The sequence below is a fragment of the Sutcliffiella tianshenii genome, from assembly GCF_016908565.1.
GTDB classification, from domain to species: domain Bacteria; phylum Bacillota; class Bacilli; order Bacillales; family Bacillaceae_I; genus Sutcliffiella_A; species Sutcliffiella_A tianshenii.
The window spans coordinates 120,649-139,910 of sequence record NZ_JAFBED010000004.1 but is presented as its reverse complement, the minus strand read 5'-3'; the positions used below and the strand labels follow the sequence as shown (position 1 = coordinate 139,910).

Sequence of the window (19,262 nt, the reverse complement as noted above, 5' to 3'; positions counted from 1 at the left end):
AACAGGCTTTGGATGAACCTTGTTTTAGGATGAAAGGGGTATTTTAAATTGGCGAAACAGAAAGATAATATCAATGTGAGAGAAATGATTCAACAGAATAAGTCAACTCTCAATACAAACAGGCTTATCGAAGCTTTTGTGCCAAAATTCCTTTTGGTGATTGCAACAATTTCCATTTTCACTACTATCGGCATTGTATTTACTTTATTATTTGAAACAGTGGAATTCTTTAAAAGAGTCCCTTTCCTGGATTTCTTTACAGGTACGGTTTTGAAGCCTTTGGGTGAAAATGCCCAATTCGGAGTATTGCCATTATTGACAGGAACAATCATTTCTTCACTCATTGCAATGGTAGTGGCAATCCCCATCGGATTAATGTCAGCGATATTCCTAAGTGAATATGCTTCAGATAAAGTCAGAAGAATATTAAAACCGATTCTAGAGGTTCTTGCCGGAATCCCGACAATCGTGTATGGATTTTTCGCTTTTACTTTTGTAACGCCTCTATTAAGAGCAATCATTCCTGGTTTGGAACCAACAAATATCCTCAGTCCGGGTATCGTAATGGGTATCATGATCATTCCAATGGTCGCCTCATTATCGGAAGACGCCATGAGTTCCGTTCCCAATGCAATGAGAGAGGGAGCATTAGCACTTGGATCTACGAAACTTGAGGTGGCATGGAAGGTTGTCGTTCCTGCTGCAATGTCTGGAATTGTCGCATCCTTTGTTCTTGCCATTTCCCGTGCGATCGGAGAAACGATGATCGTGACGATTGCAAGTGGAAGTACAAAGAATTTTACGTTTGATGTAACACAATCAATGCAAACGATGACTGCTTATATTGTCGAAGTGACCGGTGGAGATGCACCAGCTGGTTCAACTTTATATTACAGCTTGTATGCTGTTGCGATGACTCTGTTCGTATTTACTTTGATCATGAACCTGATCGCTCAGTATATCTCTCGCAAGTATAGGGAGGAATATTAAGATGAAATATGTTGATGCAGCACAAGTGCAAAAAAAGATGAACTCAAGACTGACGGTAAACAATTTTGCTAAATCCATTTTCCTGTTTGCCACGCTAATCGGCCTTGTTGTTCTGATCATATTATTCTACCGTGTTATTTCACAAAGTATGGGTTGGATCGATCTTCAGTTTATTACGAATAAATTATCCACCATGGCCGATAGAGCCGGGATCATGGGAGCAATAATGGGAACTTTATGGCTGATGCTTGTTGTAGCACCCATTACATTGTTCCTGGGAGTAGGTACTGCGATATATCTTGAAGAGTATGCCAAGAAAGGCCGTCTTCAACGATTTTTACAGATGAATATTTCTAATCTTGCCGGTGTTCCTTCGATCGTTTTTGGTATCTTGGGGTTGACTATCTTTGTCCGCGCAGCAGGCCTTGGAAATATTGTTCTGGCTGGTGGATTGACCATGGCATTACTTGTTCTTCCTATCGTAGTAGTAGCCAGTCAGGAAGCAATTCGTTCCGTGCCTGGATATTTAAGGGAAGCATCCTATGGAATGGGTGCCACAAAATGGCAGACCATTAAGAACATCGTTTTGCCGGCTTCCATACCGGGTATTTTAACAGGAGTAATCCTAGCGTTATCCCGTGCAATCGGGGAAACTGCTCCACTTGTTGTATTGGGGATCCCTGCACTATTGATTCCACTTCCAGAAGGAATCTTTGATAAGTTCACGGTGCTTCCGATGCAGATCTACTACTGGACCATTGACGCAGCTCTTGTGGCAGAATACGCAAATCTGGCGGCAGCAACGATTGTGGTATTGCTGTTCATCTTATTGGTCATGAACTCTATTGCGGTTATTATTCGAAATAAATTCCAAAGAAGATTTTAATCTAAGAGGAGGAATCATCCATGCAAGTTGTGGTACCTGAACGTGAAACGAAGAATGCGACTTCTTCAACTCTAAACACTCCAACAGACAAAAAAATAGTTTATCATACAAAAGATCTGAACCTTTGGTACGGTGAAGATCAGGCTTTGAAAAACATCAACCTTCCGATTTACGAGAACGAAGTGACAGCTATCATCGGACCATCCGGTTGTGGTAAATCAACTTATATCAAAACGTTGAACCGTATGGTGGAACTTGTGCCAAGTGTAAGGGTTTCAGGTGAAATCTTATACAGAGATAAAGACATCCTTTCCAAATCATATAAAGTGGAAGAATTAAGAACAAATGTAGGTATGGTATTCCAAAAGCCGAATCCATTCCCAAAATCCATCTATGACAATATTGCTTATGGACCAAGAATCCATGGCATCCGCAATAAAAAGGTTCTGGATGAAATCGTGGAAAAAAGCTTGCGTGGAGCTGCAATCTGGGATGAGGTCAAAGATCGCCTGAACGAAAATGCATACGGCCTATCCGGCGGACAGCAGCAGCGCCTATGTATCGCGCGTTGTCTTGCCATTGAGCCTGACGTGATCCTGATGGACGAACCTACATCCGCACTTGACCCTATTTCTACATTAAAAGTGGAAGAACTGGTTCAGAAACTGAAAAAGGATTACAGTATCGTAATCGTGACGCATAACATGCAGCAGGCAGCACGTATCTCTGATAGAACAGCATTTTTCTTGAGCGGGGAAGTTGTAGAATACACCGAAACGGATAAGCTATTCTCCAACCCGTCTGATAAACGTACAGAAGACTATATTACAGGTCGCTTCGGATAAGGGGAGAGAACAATGACAGTTCGTGGACAGTTTCAGATAGATTTGAACACATTAAGAGATAAGTTATTGGAACTGGGGAGCCTGGCGGAAATTGCATTAGGCAAATCCATCAATACCCTGACAAACAAGGATATAGAACAAGCGCTTCAAATCATTGAAGATGACTACAAAGCAGATCGACTTGATGAGGAAATCAACGATTTTGCGATTCTTTTGATAGCAAAACAGCAGCCGGTGGCAGTTGACCTTCGAAGAATCATTGTTGCCATCAAAATTTCTACGGATGTGGAACGAATCGCGGACTTTGCTGTAAACATTGCAAAATCAACCATCCGTATCGGTGAAAAATCAGAGGATCTAATTCCGATTGATAAGATAGTAAAAATGCATAATATCGCAACGGAAATGCTATCACTTTCATTAAAGGCTTATTATGATGAAGATGTTGTATTGGCAAAGCAAGTAGCTGAGATGGACGATCAAGTGGATGAGCTTTATGGCGAAAACATCCGCGAGCTGTTGAAAATGACAAAGGATTTTCCTGACATGATCCCGCAGATCACACAGCTATCCTTCATCTGCCGCTATATTGAGAGAATGGCTGACCATACGACAAATATTTCGGAAAACATTTTATACCTTGTAAAAGGTCGACACTACGAATTGAATGAATAGGAACGGTAGGCTCTGTCACTTTATAGACAGGGCTTTTTTTTTGGTAATGAAATTTGTCATTTTTTGATGGATATACGAAAAGTAGAGAAAAGTAGAGAAAAATAGAGATAAATAGACGTATATTCATTTGTTTGCGTTTTCCTAGTCATTTTCACGTTTTCAAAGTTATGTTATGATTTTTCCTGTTGCAAACGGACCCGACTTTCTTGAGAGTAGAAAGTCACAAAAACTAAATAACAGGGAAGAGGTGTGCTATGAACATAGCAACTTTAAAACAAGAATGGTTTGGTAACGTGCGTGGGGATATACTTTCAGGGATGACCGTTGCCTTGGCCCTCATTCCGGAAGCTATTGCATTCTCCATCATTGCGGGAGTGGATCCGATGGTAGGATTATATGCATCCTTCTGTATTGCCGTGGTTATCGCTTTTACAGGCGGGAGACCAGGGATGATTTCTGCTGCAACCGGAGCAATGGCGCTATTGATGGTTACATTAGTGGCGGACCATGGGCTGGAGTATTTATTTGCTGCGACCGTCCTTACCGGAATCATTCAAATATTGATGGGAATATTTAAGCTCGGTAAATTTATTTCCTTTTTACCTCAGGCAGTAATCATCGGATTTGTAAATGCCTTGGCAATATTGATTTTTATGGCTCAGTTAGAGCAATTTGTGGATGCAACATGGGTGATGTACGCATTTGTTGCTGCAACACTGGCAATCATCTATATCTTGCCTCGTTTTACTAAAGCAATTCCTTCCGCTTTATTTGCAATTGTCGTCATCACTGCAGTTGTAGTATTCGGAGGAGGATTCGGATTAAATACTGTTGGTGATATGGGTGAAATAACGAGGTCATTACCTATGTTCCATGTGCCTATGGTGGAGTTTTCATGGGAAACCTTCATGATCATTTTGCCATACGCATTTACACTTGCGATTGTGGGGCAACTAGAGTCATTGTTAACAGCAACAATCGTAGATGAAATGACAGATACGAAGAGTGATAAGAACCGTGAGATGAAAGGACAAGGTATCGCCAATGTTGTTACCGGATTCTTTGGCGGGATGGCAGGGTGTGCGATGATCGGCCAATCTGTCATCAATGTTAAATCTGGAGGACGAGGAAGGCTTTCCGCTTTTGTAGCCGGGGTATTCCTATTGTTCCTGATCATGGTCCTGGGTGACATTGTTGTGCAAATTCCAATGGCTGCCTTGGTCGGTGTCATGATAATGGTTTCCATTGGAACGTTTGATTGGCAGTCCATCCGAGAACTGCACAAGATACCGCGGTCCGATGCCATTGTGATGGTAGTAACAGTAGCCATTGTGGTTTATACACATGATCTTGCAAAAGGTGTAGGCGCAGGAGTAGTATTAAGTGCTTTGATTTTTGGCTGGAAAATGGCAAAGATTCGAGCAACCATACTCTTGGAGTACGATAAAATAGTATACAAAATTACAGGACAGATGTTCTTTGGAACAATGAGTCATTTTGTTGATTTATTCAACTATCAAAACGATCCAGAAGAAATCGTGATTGATTTCAGCAACACACATGTTTGGGATCAATCTGCCGTTACGGCAATTTCCAAAACGGTGATTAAATATCAACGCCTAGGCAAGAAGGTTACGATGATTGGGCTGAACGAAGAAAGTGAAGCACTTGTTAACAGAATTGGATTATCTGCTCCATCGGGGCATTAAAGTATGAAGGGTGAGACAAATTGTCTCACTCTTTTTTTTGGTAGTTTTAAAATTAATCACGAAAATATTAATGAGCATAATAAAAAGGAGCGTTAAAAGGCCCCTTTATCAAGTGTGATGAAAAAAGGAAAAAAATGATGATAGGTAAGCCATCACTGATTTGCTTTTCTTGGAAATTTGTATCATTTCATTTTTAGCCTCTTCTTGTTCCACATGCAGGTTTTGAAAAGCTCGTCGTCTGAACTGATAATCCATCATCTTACAGCCATCACCTTTCCCGGTCATGTGTTTATTGGAAGCGCTTTCTTAATTTTAGTGTATCAACTGTCTCATTATTCTGCAATTAATCTTTACGTTTTTTTTACAATAGAGAGGTTGAAACTTATATATAAGTGTTTTATTATATAAACATATTGTTATATAAGCGGTTTATTATATAACTATTTTTTCCAAAGGTTGGTGATACTATGCAAACTGTCTTGAAAATGGAAGAAGCGGCTGTAACTCTTAAACTGTTAGGGGACAAAACAAGGCTATCCATGGTGGCATTGCTCCAGGATCATGACTGCTGTGTTTGTGAGTTTGTCGAGATCTTTCAGATGAGTCAACCCTCCATCAGCCAGCACTTGAAGAAACTCAAGGACATCGGGCTTGTAAAGGAATCCAGAAAGGGCCAATGGATCATGTATTCACTAAACAGTGGCCATGCCCATTATGAGATGGTCAGTTCCATTTTGGAGCATGTACCTAAGCTTGAGGAGAAAATGCTGGAGCTGGAGAGAAAAGGACTTAGAATAACTTGTAACTAGACGGGGGTTTTACGCTTGCTTGAAATTATTTTAGCATCTGTGATTTTTTTACTTACATTAATATTTGTCATCTGGCAGCCCAAAGGTCTTTCCATTGGCTGGTCAGCCTGTGCCGGGGCGCTACTGGCGCTGCTTGTCGGAGTCGTTTCACTGCAGGATGTGTATGACGTTACCTCCATCGTTTGGAATGCAACACTTACATTTGTTGCACTCATCATTATTTCATTGATTCTGGACGAAATCGGATTCTTTGAATGGTCTGCACTGCACATGGCCCGCTTTGCAAAAGGCAGCGGAACTCGGATGTTTATCTACATTACCTTGCTTGGGGCATTGGTTTCAGCGTTTTTCGCCAATGATGGTGCTGCGTTGATTTTAACGCCGATTGTTCTGGCAATGGTAAGAAATTTGAATTTCAAGGAAAAAATGATCCTTCCATTCATCATGGCGAGTGGATTCATCGCAGATACGACTTCGTTGCCCCTTGTGGTCAGTAACCTGGTAAATATCGTTTCAGCGGACTTCTTTGGAATAGGATTTGTGGAATATGCAACACGAATGGTTGTACCGAACTTCTTTGCGATTGGGGCAAGCATTGCTGTGCTTTATCTGTTCTTCCGTAAAAGCATTCCAAAGGACTATGACATGTCCGTGTTAAAAAAGCCGGAGGAAGCTATCCAAGACAAAAAGCTTTTTAAACTTTCCTGGGCAGTACTTGCTGTTCTGCTTGGTGGGTATTTCATCAGTGAGTTTGCAGGAATCCCGGTTTCCTTTGTAGCGGCAGCAGTAGCCATCTTCTTCTTATTTGTAAGCAGAAGAAGTCCTGTCATTCATACTAGACAAATTGTCAAAGGTGCACCATGGGCCATCGTATTCTTCTCCATCGGGATGTATGTGGTGGTATATGGCCTTCGAAATGCGGGACTTACGAATGTCCTGACGGATCTCATCCAGATGGCAGCGGATGAAGGACTGTTTGTTGCTACCATTTCCATGGGATTCATCGCAGCAATTCTGTCGTCCTTCATGAACAATATGCCGACTGTCATGATTGATGCACTGGCGATCAAGGATACGGCAACAGACGGTGTGATCCGTGAGGCACTGATCTATGCAAACGTCATCGGATCTGACCTGGGTCCAAAAATAACGCCGATCGGTTCTCTTGCAACACTTCTATGGCTGCATGTACTAAGCCTTAAAGGTGTGAAAATTTCCTGGGGATACTACTTCAAAGTGGGTATCATCCTGACCATCCCGACACTATTCATCACCTTGCTTGGCCTATATTTCTGGTTATTGATTATCGGTTAATAACAGAGATTCTCTGTTAATATAAACTATCAAATATAACTTAAAGGAGTTTTTCATCATGACAAAAAAGACTATCTACTTCCTATGTACAGGTAACTCTTGCCGCAGCCAAATGGCAGAAGGCTGGGGAAAAAAATATTTGAGCGATGAGTGGGATGTTTACAGTGCTGGTATTGAAGCACATGGTGTCAATCCGAATGCCGTAAAAGCGATGAATGAAGTGGACGTGGATATCACAAACCAAACTTCCGATACGATAGACCCTGAAATCTTGAAAAAGGCAGATCTTGTTGTAACACTTTGCGGCCATGCGGCTGATGTATGTCCGGCAACACCTCCTAACAAGGAGCGCGTGCACTGGGGCTTCGATGACCCTGCTAAAGCGGAAGGCACCGAAGAGGAAAAGTGGAAGTTCTTCCAACGCGTTCGTGATGAAATCGGCGATCGTATCAAGACATTTGCAGAGACTGGAAAATAATAACCAAAAACGAAGAGCCGAGTCTAACCATTCTCGGCTCTTTTTATAAAAAGGGGAGGTATTAGAAATGACGAAGATTGAAATATTTGATCCGGCAATGTGCTGCTCTACAGGTGTATGTGGTCCTTCGGTCGATCCCGAACTTACAAGAGTGGCAAGCTCCATATTCTCCTTACAGCAAAAAGGCATAAAGATCAGCAGATACAACCTCGGTTCCGAACCTGAGCCATTTGTAACAAATAAGCAAGTAAATGACTTGTTGATGGAAAAAGGTCCAGAGTGTTTGCCTGTTGTGATCGTCGATGACAAAGTGAAAAAAATTGCCTCATATCCTACCAATGAAGAGCTTGCTTCCTGGACAGGGATAAAGAAAGAAGACCTTACACACCAAGAACCTAAGACAAAGCTGAATATCACGTTAAATCCAAAAAGCTAGGAGGTGTCTACCTTGCTATTAACTTTTGATCCGAAAGAGATGGTGAAGACCCCTTATCTTTTCTTCACAGGAAAAGGAGGGGTAGGGAAGACATCAACCGCTTGCGCCACAGCTATTTCCCTTGCTGAAGAGGGCAAAAGGGTATTGATTGTCAGTACGGATCCTGCCTCAAATCTGCAGGATGTTTTTGAACAGGATTTAACTAATGAGATATCGGAGGTTCAAGGGGTAAATGGATTGTTCGCTTGTAACCTCGATCCGGAAGAAGCGGCGAAGGATTATCGGGAAAGTGTGATCGGACCCTATAAAGGAAAGTTGCCTGATTCTGTCCTTGCCACCATGGAGGAACAGTTATCTGGGGCATGTACCGTTGAGATTGCTGCGTTTGACCAGTTCTCTACACTCTTGACGAAGAAAGATATTACGGAACAGTTTGACGTGATTGTCTTTGATACGGCACCAACGGGACATACGCTAAGACTCTTGTCATTGCCGTCTGCATGGAACAGCTTTTTGGAGGAAAGTACACATGGTGCATCCTGTTTAGGGCCTCTTTCCGGCCTTGATGCAAAAAAGTCATTATACGAGCAGACGGTGAAAGCTCTATCAGATCCGGATCAGACACAGCTATTCCTTGTGACCCGTCCGGATGAGTCCCCCATTGTGGAAGCGGCCCGTGCTTCAGCTGAATTGAAGGATATCGGCTTGAAGAACCAGCATCTTATTGTAAATGGTCTATTAGGAAATCCGGTGCTTGACGACGAAGTCTCCCATGCATTTTATGAAAAGCAGCAAAAAGCTTTGGGGATGGTAACGGATAATTTTAAAGGGACGGACATTTCTTATTTGCCGTACGTTTCATTCTCTTTGACCGGCATGGAGTCCTTGAAAGCGTGGATAAGAGGTGAGACTCTGAAACTTGATGAGGCGGGAGCTATGCCTCCCACACTCTTATCCGACCTATCTGGTTTCGACGATGTCGCACAGGATGTCATTCAAGAGAATCTGAGGGTCATTTTCACAATGGGGAAAGGCGGAGTAGGTAAAACGACGCTGGCAGCTGAGTTAGCTGTTAAGCTTGCAGAAAAAGGGGTTGCCGTTCATCTTACTACTACAGATCCGGCGGCCCACCTTGAGCAGGCGCTGCATTCCCGTAAGGTGGCGGGAAATCTTTCCCTAAGTCGGGTAGATCCCAAGCGTGAAGTGGAGCTATACAAAAAAACGGTGCTAGATAGGGCAGGAGAGGGGCTGGAAGGGGAGCAGCTTGCTTACCTGGAGGAGGATTTGAATTCTCCGTGCACTGAAGAAATTGCTGTTTTTCAGAAATTCGCCAAAATCGTTGGTCAGGCAGATGAAGAGGTTGTCATCATTGACACAGCTCCCACAGGTCATACGCTGCTGCTCTTGGATGCTGCAAAGTCCTATCATAAAGAGCTCCTTCGGTCGACAGGAGAGGTCTCTCCGGAAGTGCAGAATCTCTTACCGCGTCTGAGAAACAAAGAGGAAACTGCCGTTCTCATTGTTACCTTGCCAGAGGCTACACCTGTCCTTGAAGCGGAGCGGCTGCATGCAGACCTTGAACGTGCCTCCATTTTACCGAGGTGGTGGATCATCAACCAAAGCTTTGCCTTAACGAAGACAGATGATAAAGTATTGGGTGGACGAGGAAAGCACGAGATACGTTGGATTGATAGGGTCGCAAGTAAACATGAGAAATGTGCCATCATACCATGGCGCCCATGAAGCGGAGCCACTGATTAGAAAAGAGGGATAGATATGCCACAAGAAAAAAGCTATCAAGCATTAATGGAAAACATTTTTATCGGTGGGGCAGATCAAGCAAGAGAAGCTCACCAAAATGAAGGACTGGATGTGATTATCGACCTGCGGGCAGAATCAGACAATCTGGAGGGTGGTCTCCCAAGAATCCATATGCCGATTGTAGACGATGAAGCCAAACAAGATGAATCCGTGAAAAGAGCCATCGACTACGTGGTACAGGCTCAAAAAGAAGGCAAAAAGGTTTATTTCCATTGTTCAGGTGGAAGAAACAGAACAGGGACGGTTGCCATGGGTACCCTTCTGCAGATGGGGAAGGCTAATACTGTAGAGGATGCAGAGAAACAGGCGGTAGCCATTCGTCCCATCATAAACGTTAAGCCTGAATTGAAGGAAGTACTTCATAACATGTATCAAAAATAAAAAGCAAAGGAAGGTGACTGGCCGTGAAGGTTACAAACGAAGCAAGAGACGTCCTTGTTGATATACTCCGTCAAAACGGAGCAAAAAACATACGTGTCTACTTTGCAGGCTGGGGCTGAGGAAGTCCACAATTAGGATTGTCTCTGGATGAGGCAAAAGCAGATGATAAAGTGGAAACATTAAATGAAATAATAGTCGCAATCGATCCGAAAATCGAAAGCATGACAACAGATCTGGTCTTGGATGTCCAGGAAGGTCCACAAGGTAAAGGCCTTGTGTTGCATGGTATGAAGGATAGCGATTGTTGCTAAAAAAAAACGAGCATGGCAATGACGCCATGCTCGTTTAATCATTCAGGGAGACCGATCCCGCTCAAAGGATAAAACCGGATTTTCACTTCCCCGAACACATTGTCTTTCGGGACAAATCCATACAATCTGCTGTCACCGCTGCTCAATCGATTATCACCCATGACGAACAAACAATCCTCCGGGACCACTACTTCAAAATCCTCTGTCAATGCAAAAGGAGAAGACGCCTTGTTTTCCTCCAAATATGGTTCCTCCACAAGCGCATCGTTTATGTATAGCCTATCATTCATTACCTTCAGAGTATCCCCGGCCATCCCAATCACTCTTTTAATATGCTTATCGCTAGAAGTTGGCGCTTCAAACACAATCATATCAAAGTGTTCGATCTCACTCATTTTCAACACCATAACGCGATCATTATCTTGAAACGTAGGACTCATGGAACCTCCATTGACAGTGACTGGTGTAAATAGAAACTGTCGGCATACAATCACAAGCACCACCACAGCCAAAAGAGATTTGATCCAAGAGAAGACTTCTGTTTTCGTGCTATCGTTCTCCATATGCAACCCACCTAAAGCTTTTCTGATCAACTATCCTATAATAAATACGAAACAAATACTAGAAAAGTTTCCATTTTATATAAAAACCCGCATTTTTATTTAATTGTACGCCCTAGTTGTACATAGTTTTGTCCCTCAAAATCTTTTATCAACGAAAATAAGGATTTATCCACGAATTTGACCCAGATATCAATGAAAATATATTTTTATCAACGAATTTTTCCATATATCAACGAAAACTCTTGAGATATCGATAAAACGCATTTTTCGACAAAAACCGTCAAACAAAAATACCCAATTAGATGCAAAAAAAATATTCAAAAAACCATTTAGAAAATACTTGCAATATGCAAATAATTCTTTATAATAAACTTAAGAGGTGAAAATAATGGAAGATATAAGAGCGATGCTACAAGTCACCATGCGCCGATTTGGCATGCTGAACAAAAACTGCTGTACAGTCGACTGTCTGGATATCTCAATGGTGCAAAGTCATATCCTCTATGAAATAGCACGAAAGAATCTCCCTTCCATGCAGGAGGTGGCAGATACAATCGGGATGGACATCACCACCTTCAGCAGACAGATCCAAACACTTAAAAAAATGGAACTCGTGGAAAGAAACCAATCTGCAGAAGACAAAAGAGTATACCATCTATCCTTGACTGCCAAAGGGAAGCAAGTAGAAGAAGGCATCAACGATCAAATGAAGCATTACCTGGAAAATGTCTTTTCCCACTTAAATGAAAAAGAGCAAAACGAAGTAATCAAATCACTGCAAATACTGAATGCAGCAATGGGCAAAAGCAATATGTGCTGCAAACCCTTCTCCTAAGCAAGTGAAAAGCTTGCTTTTAAAATTAAATAATACTTGCAAAATGCAAATAAATCCGAAGAAGAGGTGTCTATTATGTGGAAAGAAGTCCTTTCAAGCTTTTTCTATATTGCGCTTGAGCTAACCTTATTATTTATTCTTGTTACATTCCTGGTTTCCGTGATTCAAATGATCATTCCTTATCACAAAATGGAAAAGTGGATGAACCATCCCAATGTTTGGCTCGGTTCTTTCCTTGCAGTGCTGTTCGCTTTTGTTACACCATTTTGTTCCTGCTCGACCATTCCTGTTGTTGTAACGCTGCTTCAGAAGAAGGTTTCCTTTGGCATTGTGATGGTATTCCTTTTTGCTTCACCTGTACTGGATCCAACGATACTCACCATCATGACTGCATTTCTCGGGTGGAAGGTGGCACTATTCTACACCATCATCACAACCACACTCTCTGTGGCGATTGGATTGACACTTGGAAAATTGGGGTTTGAGAAGCAAGTGAAAAATGTCATCCTGAAAAGTTATAATCCAGAAAAGAAAGGATTCAGTATTAAACAAGCGGCCTCTGAAACACTTGTGCTGATGAAAACAGTGTACCCATATCTCATTATCGGTGCTGCGATCGGGGCGATCATTCATGGTGCAGTTCCTACTAGCTTCATTACACAATATTTCGGTGGGGATAATTGGTGGCTCGTACCGATCGCTGCAATAATCGGGATTCCGTTATATATCCGATTAAGCACAATGATCCCAATATCCCAAATGATGATTGCAAAAGGCATGGCGCTCGGTCCAGTCATGGCACTTGTCATCAGTTCTGCTGGCGCAAGCCTACCGGAGTTGGCCCTGCTGAACTCTATTTTCAAAAAGAAGCTGGTTGCTGCATTTGTGCTTTCCGTCATTAGTATGAGTACAGTGTCAGGATTCTTATTTTACCTGGTGTAAAGAAAAGTTTATGTGGATGACATCTTCCCCTCTTCAGGATACTAAAGGGAAGGTGTCAATTTTTTGTATATATTCAAAAGTTCGTTTGAATAATCGTTGACAATTTCCTCATCAACACATACGATAACAATATGAATAACATTCAAATGTTCGTTTGAATAGGGGGATGACTGGTGACAGAAAAAGTGATTCAAGCTGTTGAAAAAGATACATGTGATACATTTTGCTATGACGAGCAGAAGGTAGACATTCTTAAAAATAGAGTGGAAGAAGTGAATGGAGTGGAACTGATATTCAAAGCACTCTCAGATTCCACCAGATTAAAGATAGCTTATGCATTAACCCTGGAGAAGGAGCTGTGTGTTTGTGATGTGGCGAATATCATTAAATCTTCCACCGCAACAGCCTCCCACCATCTGAGATTGCTGAGAGGCATGAACCTTGCAAAGGTCCGCAAGGAAGGGAAGCTCGTATTTTATTCATTGGCGGACGACCATATTCATCAATTGGTTTCCATAGCATTAATACATTCCAAAGAAGGTGTAGTCCATGATGGAGGAGAAAGCATTACAAAATAGTAAAGAGACATATAGATTACAGGGGCTTTCCTGTACGAACTGTGCTGCTAAATTCGAAAAGAACATCCGTGATATCCAGACGGTAAATGAAGTGCAGCTAAATTTTGGGGCTTCAAAAATTACTGTTTATGGGGAAGCAACGGTCGAACAACTTGAAGCAGCGGGAGCTTTTGATGGGATAAAAGTGATTCCTGAAAAACAGAAAAGGGATGTGGAGCAGAAAATCCCATTCTGGCAAAAGAGAGAAAACAGGAATACAATGATTTCTTTGTTCTTTCTTCTCTTAGGCTATATTTCAGTCTATAGGTACGACGAGGAGTATTTCCCTGCCATCCTTCTTTTCGGGGTTTCCATCATTGTTGGAGGGTACCCGTTATTCAAGGTCGGGATCAAGAATCTTTTCAAGCTGGAATTTGATATGAAAACCTTAATGACCGTTGCCATCATCGGGGCAGCCATCATAGGGGAATGGGGCGAAGGTGCGGTAGTTGTTTTCCTGTTTGCCCTCAGCGAGGCACTTGAAGGCTATAGCATGGATAAGGCCCGGGAATCCATTCGTTCCCTTTTGGATATTGCCCCTAAAAAAGCCACCGTTAGAAGAGGGACAGAGGAGTTTGAACTTGATGTTGAGGATATTAGGATCAATGATATCCTACTCATCAAACCCGGTCAGAAAATTGCCATGGACGGGGAAGTGGTAAGCGGACAGTCGTCCATTAACCAATCCACCATAACCGGTGAGTCGATCCCAGTCCTGAAAGTAGTAGGCGATGAAGTTTTTGCCGGAACCTTAAATGAAGAAGGCGCACTTGAAGTAAGAGTGACCAAACGGGTGGAAGATACTACGATAGCGAAAATCATCCATCTTGTGGAGGAGGCTCAGGCAGAGCGGGCGCCTACTCAGGCATTCATTGATAAATTTGCGAAATACTATACTCCTGCAATCATGGTCATTGCACTCTTGATTGTCCTCATTCCTCCCTTGTTTCTTGGAGGGGATTGGTCCGAATGGATTTATAGGGGATTGGCGGTATTGGTGGTTGGATGTCCGTGTGCGTTAGTCATATCCACCCCTGTCGCCATTGTAACGGCAATAGGAAACGCAGCCAAAATGGGAGTATTGATAAAAGGTGGCATTCATTTGGAGGAAGCCGGCCGGTTGAATGTCATCGCTTTTGATAAAACAGGAACCCTGACGCAAGGAACGCCTGAGGTTACCGATATTCTGACCTTTAACGGCAGGGCAGAAGAAGAGATATTTGGCATCAGCATGGCCATTGAAAAGTACTCGCAGCATCCCCTTGCATCCGCGGTTATGAGAAAAGCGGAACAGCAAGGGATTTCCCAAGCTGACTATCATGCTGAAGACTTCCAATCGATAACCGGTAAAGGTGCAAAAGCAACCATTCAAAATAAAACTTACTTTATCGGAAGTCCATCACTGTTTGACGAGTTGATGGTTGTTTCTCCGGGCATTAATGAACAAATAAAAGACCTGCAGACACAAGGCAAAACAGTCATGCTTGTTGGGACCGGTGAACACATAATCGGCTTGATTGCAGTGGCAGATCAAGTACGGGAGAGCAGTAAACGAGTACTTCAACAGCTAGAAAGTATCGGTATCAAAAAAACAATCATGTTAACCGGTGATAATATGGCTACCGGCCAAGCGATTGGAAAGCTGGTAGGAATAAACGAAGTGAAGGCTGCATTGCTTCCACAGGATAAACTTGAAGCAATCAAGTCACTTAGGGAAGAATACGGTAAGGTAGCGATGGTTGGAGACGGCGTGAATGATGCCCCGGCATTGGCATCTGCAACGGTCGGCATCGCAATGGGTGGAGCAGGGACAGACACGGCTTTGGAAACGGCAGACATTGCCCTGATGGCCGATGATCTGGAAAAACTGCCGTATACCATTAAACTGAGCCGTAAAGCACTAGCCATCATCAAGCAGAATATCCTTCTTGCACTAGGGTTGAAAGTCTTGGCGCTCCTATTGATCATTCCAGGATGGCTTACCTTATGGATGGCAATCCTTGCAGATATGGGTGCTACTGTGATTGTCATCGTCAATTCATTGAGATTATTGAAAGTGAGAAAATAAACCGAGTCAATAAATCTCCCCGGAGTATACTCCTGAGTGATTCCGTTTTATAACTATAAAAAATAGCAGGTTAATTCGCAACAGAATTAGACCTGCTATTTTTTTCTAGTTTTTTCAAGGTTAACAGCAGTTTATTTTGGCTAAACGTCGTATTTCATCGCTTAGTTTTCGATTAACGGGATACACTTCTTCTATGAAGCTTAAAATACGAAGTGCAGATTCAGGTACATGATCATATCCCTGTACCATGTCTGCAATGGTTTCCGCGAAACGAGGGTATCTTTTTTCCAGGCGCCTCTCGTTTCCAAAAGGATCGGGAAAGTAATCCACCTCTTGTTCAATCAAATGAAGTACAGATAAAATCCTGTCCACAGCATAACCTTGTACGAACCTCGTCGCTGATAGGCGCTCTCCCCTGGCAAAGCGGCAAAGTCCCACATAGAGATTAGTTAAAGCTTCGTTCAAAGGATGGTCTAAGGAGTCTTTTTGGGGGCTAGGTATCGGGTTGGAAGGTTTTGAAATTCCCGTATTGTTGTAGGAGGGATCCTTCCAAACGACTCTCCCTTCCGTATAAGAACCATTAATCAGCTCCGATTCCTCAAATACCGCATATTCACCAAAGATGCCGTCCTCGAACAGAATTTTATAGCCAATCTCCGAATTCTTAAAAGAATAAGCTAATGGGTGAACTTCCTCTAGCCAATCCAAATGGTCGATATATCTGCTTTTTTGGTCATGCCTTACAATGACAAAGAAATCCAAATCTGAATAATCGTCCAGCCGGGCAGTCTCGATTCCAACGGAACCGACACCTAACAATAAAAGTGCACCCCCTTTTCTTTCGAGCGATTTGCCGATCTCGTCGAGCCGATGCAACAGCGTTTCTGTTCTCAACATCAAAAGTCCTCCTTTAAGTTTAAGAATGCAAAAAGGGTCCAACCTACTTTTCAGCGAGGTTGAACCCAAAGGTTACATTGCCTTTATTTTCCTAATGTGATTTTACCATGAACCTTAATTTTTTTCTACAGAAAAAGGGATGGATATTTTCTTACTTTAAGTTACCTGTTAATTGGCAAGAGATATAGGAATAGTATATTACTGGATTAATAAAATTGAAACAGGAAGAAAAATGAGGTGATTTTATTTTAGAAAAACTCAGGAAAATTAATATGAAAACTGCTGTATTTATGGGAATCATTTTTTACTCTTTGACTATCTTAATCCACTTTCTTATTATAAGCAAAAGTATTCCATTCACATGGGTTAATGGTGGAAGGTCTGAATCATTCGCTGAACAGCTACCAATATCTGTTATAAGTATCGTTATTTCTATTATTGGAGTAGTTTTTACGTTGATTGTTGGTAGAATTAAACTATATAAATACAAAAGAGGAATAACCGAAATATGTTGGTTTTTGGTTGTACTTTGGTCTTTTGGATTTATCCAACAATTGTTTGGAACACCTTTTGAAAAAATGGTTTGTTCGTTAGTAGTGCTTATTGGAGTTATCTCGAACTTGCGTATGGCGATTGAAAAAAAATAGATGTATCAATTTAAATAATGCGATAACCGCATAACTTATTAACTCAGTTCAACAATGAACTGAGTTTTATTTTGCAAAAAACACTGCTATAAGTAGTAAATTAGAGGGCTGACTTTTATGTTATTTCATGTGTTAAAAAGTCTGTGATTTCAGTTTTTCCCTCTCTAAACATAATCCCAAATAAAACTATAGAAGAGGTATTTGTTGTATACTTTGGATAGAGAGGTGATGCGCAATGATACGAATTTTATTGGTTGATGATCATGCAATGGTCCGGATGGGCTTGAAGATGCTGCTCGATGCAAATTCTGAAATGGAAGTGATAGGTCAGGCTTCAGAGGGAAATGAAGCCATTGAAATGGCAGAGAGGCTCATGCCTGATGTAATCCTGATGGATCTTAGCATGCCACATGGAAAAGATGGGCTGACCGCAACCATAGAACTGAAAAAGCGTATGCCAGAGGTAGTGATATTGATTCTGACGATGCATGACGATGATGAATATTTGTTCCGGGTCGTACAGTCAGGTGCATCCGGCTGCATTTTGAAGAGTGCACCACATGAAGAGCTTCTCTCAGCCATACAAACAGTTGCTACAGGAGCGGCTTACCTTTATCCGAAAGCTACGAAAAGGCTGATGGAGGATTATGTAACCAGGCTGAAGCAAGGGGAGAATCATGATACTTATTCAATTCTTTCGGAAAGGGAGAGAGAGATCCTCGGTTTGATTGCCAAAGGATACTCCAATAAAGAAATCGGGGAGATGCTCTATATCAGTGTCAAAACGGTGGAGACGCATAAAAGCAATCTGATGGAAAAGCTGCAAATGAAAAGCCGCCCGGAGCTTGTAAAATATGCGGCCAAAAAAGGGTTATTGGATTTTTAGGAAAGCAAGGTATTCTGTCTCTGAAAAACTATAGATTGGAGGATTCCATAGTGAAGGAAAAGACCGAATCAAGAAGGTTGAAAACGGATGGGTGGAATGGTCCGGAGGATGGCCAGGCAGGATTTCAAGCGGAAAGAGATCGGGAATTGGCGGATATCAAATATGCATTGGATGAATCCTCCATTGTTGCACTCACTGATAAAAATGGCGTCATCAACTATGTAAACGATAAGTTTTGTGAGATATCAGGGTACAAACGAGAAGAAGTAATGGGAAAGACTCATCGGATCATCAATTCCTATCATCATCCGAAAGATTTTTTCCGTAATCTTTGGGAAACCATCCGTCAAGGGAATGTTTGGAAGGGAGAAATTAAAAATAAAAAGAAGGACGGCTCCTACTACTGGGTGGATACGACCATCGTCCCTTTTTTGGATAAAAACGGGACTCCCTATCAATATCTATCTATCCGGACGGAAATTACAGAGCGGAAGCTTGTCCAGGAAGAGCTTCAAGCAATGATGACTAAGCTCATCCATGTCCAGGAGGAGGAGCGGAAGAAGGTATCGCGTGAGCTGCATGATGGAATAGGTCAAAACCTGTATAGCCTGCTTATCACCATCAACCGGCTTCATACGGAAATGGAACATCCATTGATTCATCATTTGCAGAAGGATGTAACAAAGATGATAGAAGATATCCGAGGCATCTCCTGGGATCTCAGACCTTCGCTTCTTGATGATCTGGGGCTGATTCCTGCCTTGCGTTCCTTTATTAATCGTTACTCCCAACATTACGGGATAAAGGTTGATTTTCAAAGTGAAGTTTCCGGCAGATATGATGTTCAAATCGAAACAGCGGTTTATCGCATCGTCCAAGAGGCGCTCACCAATGTCAGGAAGTATGCCGAAGTAAACGAAGTCAGCGTATCGATACATGGTGATGAAGATAGGATAGAGCTTGAGGTATTGGATAAAGGTGTAGGATATGACCCTTTAAAGGAGAGACTAGGGGTCGGACTTTTCAGTATGGAGGAACGGGCGAAATCCGTACATGGAAAGCTTCATATTGATACCAGTCCTGGTAAAGGGACTTTGGTTAGAGCAACGATTCCAATCCCGCTGGAATCAAATAATATTAAGTAAGAGAAAT

Annotated in this window: 21 protein-coding genes; 19 read left to right on the top strand and 2 right to left on the bottom strand. The window is 42.2% G+C overall.

Going from position 1 to position 19,262, the window contains the following annotated elements; all coding sequences use genetic code 11:
- Window positions 1-84 precede the first annotated feature (84 nt).
- From pstC to JOC95_RS10220, 12 genes are all read left to right on the top strand, one after another.
- Window positions 85-990: a phosphate ABC transporter permease subunit PstC gene (pstC, locus tag JOC95_RS10275; protein ID WP_204416437.1), complete on the top strand. Its 906-nt coding sequence runs from the start codon at window positions 85-87 to the stop codon at window positions 988-990.
- A gap of 1 nt (window position 991) precedes the next feature.
- A complete protein-coding gene (gene pstA / locus JOC95_RS10270) occupies window positions 992-1,876 on the top strand; it encodes a phosphate ABC transporter permease PstA (RefSeq protein WP_204415821.1) in 885 nt (294 codons plus the stop codon).
- A gap of 20 nt (window positions 1,877-1,896) precedes the next feature.
- Window positions 1,897-2,721: a phosphate ABC transporter ATP-binding protein PstB gene (gene pstB / locus JOC95_RS10265; protein ID WP_239582837.1), complete on the top strand. Its 825-nt coding sequence runs from the start codon at window positions 1,897-1,899 to the stop codon at window positions 2,719-2,721.
- A 12-nt stretch (window positions 2,722-2,733) separates the two neighbouring features.
- A complete protein-coding gene (gene phoU / locus JOC95_RS10260; RefSeq protein ID WP_204415820.1) occupies window positions 2,734-3,396 on the top strand; it encodes a phosphate signaling complex protein PhoU in 663 nt (220 codons plus the stop codon).
- Window positions 3,397-3,650: 254 nt separating this feature from the next.
- Window positions 3,651-5,105, top strand: coding sequence for a SulP family inorganic anion transporter (locus JOC95_RS10255; RefSeq protein ID WP_204415819.1), 1,455 nt, complete (start codon window positions 3,651-3,653; stop codon window positions 5,103-5,105).
- 467 nt (window positions 5,106-5,572) lie between these two features.
- Window positions 5,573-5,914, top strand: coding sequence for an ArsR/SmtB family transcription factor (locus JOC95_RS10250; protein WP_204415818.1), 342 nt, complete (start codon window positions 5,573-5,575; stop codon window positions 5,912-5,914).
- A gap of 15 nt (window positions 5,915-5,929) precedes the next feature.
- Complete coding sequence (locus JOC95_RS10245; RefSeq protein WP_239582836.1) at window positions 5,930-7,228, top strand: arsenic transporter; 1,299 nt, start codon at window positions 5,930-5,932, stop codon at window positions 7,226-7,228.
- A gap of 58 nt (window positions 7,229-7,286) precedes the next feature.
- A complete protein-coding gene (gene arsC, locus JOC95_RS10240) occupies window positions 7,287-7,706 on the top strand; it encodes an arsenate reductase (thioredoxin) (RefSeq protein ID WP_204415817.1) in 420 nt (139 codons plus the stop codon).
- A gap of 67 nt (window positions 7,707-7,773) precedes the next feature.
- Complete coding sequence (arsD, locus tag JOC95_RS10235) at window positions 7,774-8,142, top strand: arsenite efflux transporter metallochaperone ArsD (RefSeq protein WP_204415815.1); 369 nt, start codon at window positions 7,774-7,776, stop codon at window positions 8,140-8,142.
- 12 nt (window positions 8,143-8,154) lie between these two features.
- The gene (gene arsA, locus JOC95_RS10230; protein WP_419096236.1) at window positions 8,155-9,885 is read left to right on the top strand and encodes an arsenical pump-driving ATPase; all 1,731 of its coding nucleotides are present in this window, start codon (window positions 8,155-8,157) and stop codon (window positions 9,883-9,885) included.
- 33 nt (window positions 9,886-9,918) lie between these two features.
- Window positions 9,919-10,344, top strand: a complete 426-nt coding sequence (locus JOC95_RS10225) for a protein-tyrosine phosphatase family protein (RefSeq protein ID WP_204415813.1) — start codon at window positions 9,919-9,921, stop codon at window positions 10,342-10,344.
- 137 nt (window positions 10,345-10,481) lie between these two features.
- On the top strand, window positions 10,482-10,655 hold the full coding sequence (locus JOC95_RS10220) for a hypothetical protein (protein ID WP_204415811.1): 174 nt from the start codon (window positions 10,482-10,484) through the stop codon (window positions 10,653-10,655).
- Between the two features lie 38 nt (window positions 10,656-10,693).
- On the opposite strand, the gene lepB is transcribed toward JOC95_RS10220, so the two are convergent.
- Window positions 10,694-11,218 carry a signal peptidase I gene (lepB, locus tag JOC95_RS10215; RefSeq protein ID WP_204415809.1) on the bottom strand — a complete coding sequence of 175 codons (525 nt, stop codon included), beginning with the start codon at window positions 11,216-11,218 and terminating at the stop codon, window positions 10,694-10,696.
- A gap of 388 nt (window positions 11,219-11,606) precedes the next feature.
- Between lepB and JOC95_RS10210 the strand changes: the two genes are divergently transcribed.
- The 4 genes from JOC95_RS10210 (at window position 11,607) to JOC95_RS10195 (ending at window position 15,680) form a co-directional block, all read left to right on the top strand.
- The gene (locus tag JOC95_RS10210) at window positions 11,607-12,053 is read left to right on the top strand and encodes a MarR family winged helix-turn-helix transcriptional regulator (protein WP_204415807.1); all 447 of its coding nucleotides are present in this window, start codon (window positions 11,607-11,609) and stop codon (window positions 12,051-12,053) included.
- A 75-nt stretch (window positions 12,054-12,128) separates the two neighbouring features.
- Entirely contained in the window at window positions 12,129-12,995 is an 867-nt protein-coding gene (locus JOC95_RS10205; protein ID WP_204415805.1) for a permease, read from the top strand.
- Window positions 12,996-13,168: 173 nt separating this feature from the next.
- Complete coding sequence (locus tag JOC95_RS10200; protein ID WP_204415803.1) at window positions 13,169-13,573, top strand: metalloregulator ArsR/SmtB family transcription factor; 405 nt, start codon at window positions 13,169-13,171, stop codon at window positions 13,571-13,573.
- Complete coding sequence (locus JOC95_RS10195) at window positions 13,545-15,680, top strand: heavy metal translocating P-type ATPase (protein ID WP_204415801.1); 2,136 nt, start codon at window positions 13,545-13,547, stop codon at window positions 15,678-15,680. Before JOC95_RS10200 ends, JOC95_RS10195 begins: the two co-directional genes overlap by 29 nt.
- 120 nt (window positions 15,681-15,800) lie before the next feature.
- Here JOC95_RS10195 and JOC95_RS10190 read toward each other — a convergent pair whose 3' ends face one another.
- On the bottom strand, window positions 15,801-16,577 hold the full coding sequence (locus JOC95_RS10190; RefSeq protein ID WP_204415799.1) for a hypothetical protein: 777 nt from the start codon (window positions 16,575-16,577) through the stop codon (window positions 15,801-15,803).
- 272 nt (window positions 16,578-16,849) lie between these two features.
- On the opposite strand from JOC95_RS10190, the gene JOC95_RS10185 reads away from it, so the two are divergent.
- The 3 genes from JOC95_RS10185 (at window position 16,850) to JOC95_RS10175 (ending at window position 19,255) form a co-directional block, all read left to right on the top strand.
- Window positions 16,850-17,224, top strand: a complete 375-nt coding sequence (locus JOC95_RS10185) for a hypothetical protein (protein ID WP_204415797.1) — start codon at window positions 16,850-16,852, stop codon at window positions 17,222-17,224.
- A gap of 235 nt (window positions 17,225-17,459) precedes the next feature.
- On the top strand, window positions 17,460-18,110 hold the full coding sequence (locus tag JOC95_RS10180; RefSeq protein WP_239582835.1) for a response regulator: 651 nt from the start codon (window positions 17,460-17,462) through the stop codon (window positions 18,108-18,110).
- A 50-nt stretch (window positions 18,111-18,160) separates the two neighbouring features.
- Window positions 18,161-19,255: a PAS domain-containing sensor histidine kinase gene (locus JOC95_RS10175; protein ID WP_338083086.1), complete on the top strand. Its 1,095-nt coding sequence runs from the start codon at window positions 18,161-18,163 to the stop codon at window positions 19,253-19,255.
- The last annotated feature ends 7 nt before the right edge of the window (window positions 19,256-19,262 follow it).

Bases quoted from the DNA above. Each gene is read 5' to 3' on its own strand.
- JOC95_RS10255 (WP_204415819.1), top strand. From the start codon at position 3,651: ATGAACATAGCAACTTTAAAACAAGAATGGTTTGGTAACGTGCGTGGG.
- lepB (WP_204415809.1), bottom strand. From the start codon at position 11,218: ATGGAGAACGATAGCACGAAAACAGAAGTCTTCTCTTGGATCAAATCT.
- pstA (WP_204415821.1), top strand. From the start codon at position 992: ATGAAATATGTTGATGCAGCACAAGTGCAAAAAAAGATGAACTCAAGA.
- pstB (WP_239582837.1), top strand. From the start codon at position 1,897: ATGCAAGTTGTGGTACCTGAACGTGAAACGAAGAATGCGACTTCTTCA.
- JOC95_RS10195 (WP_204415801.1), top strand. From the start codon at position 13,545: ATGATGGAGGAGAAAGCATTACAAAATAGTAAAGAGACATATAGATTA.
- phoU (WP_204415820.1), top strand. From the start codon at position 2,734: ATGACAGTTCGTGGACAGTTTCAGATAGATTTGAACACATTAAGAGAT.
- JOC95_RS10190 (WP_204415799.1), bottom strand. From the start codon at position 16,577: ATGTTGAGAACAGAAACGCTGTTGCATCGGCTCGACGAGATCGGCAAA.
- JOC95_RS10180 (WP_239582835.1), top strand. From the start codon at position 17,460: ATGATACGAATTTTATTGGTTGATGATCATGCAATGGTCCGGATGGGC.
- arsD (WP_204415815.1), top strand. From the start codon at position 7,774: ATGACGAAGATTGAAATATTTGATCCGGCAATGTGCTGCTCTACAGGT.
- JOC95_RS10185 (WP_204415797.1), top strand. From the start codon at position 16,850: ATGAAAACTGCTGTATTTATGGGAATCATTTTTTACTCTTTGACTATC.
- pstC (WP_204416437.1), top strand. From the start codon at position 85: ATGATTCAACAGAATAAGTCAACTCTCAATACAAACAGGCTTATCGAA.
- JOC95_RS10205 (WP_204415805.1), top strand. From the start codon at position 12,129: ATGTGGAAAGAAGTCCTTTCAAGCTTTTTCTATATTGCGCTTGAGCTA.
- JOC95_RS10225 (WP_204415813.1), top strand. From the start codon at position 9,919: ATGCCACAAGAAAAAAGCTATCAAGCATTAATGGAAAACATTTTTATC.
- arsC (WP_204415817.1), top strand. From the start codon at position 7,287: ATGACAAAAAAGACTATCTACTTCCTATGTACAGGTAACTCTTGCCGC.
- JOC95_RS10250 (WP_204415818.1), top strand. From the start codon at position 5,573: ATGCAAACTGTCTTGAAAATGGAAGAAGCGGCTGTAACTCTTAAACTG.
- JOC95_RS10210 (WP_204415807.1), top strand. From the start codon at position 11,607: ATGGAAGATATAAGAGCGATGCTACAAGTCACCATGCGCCGATTTGGC.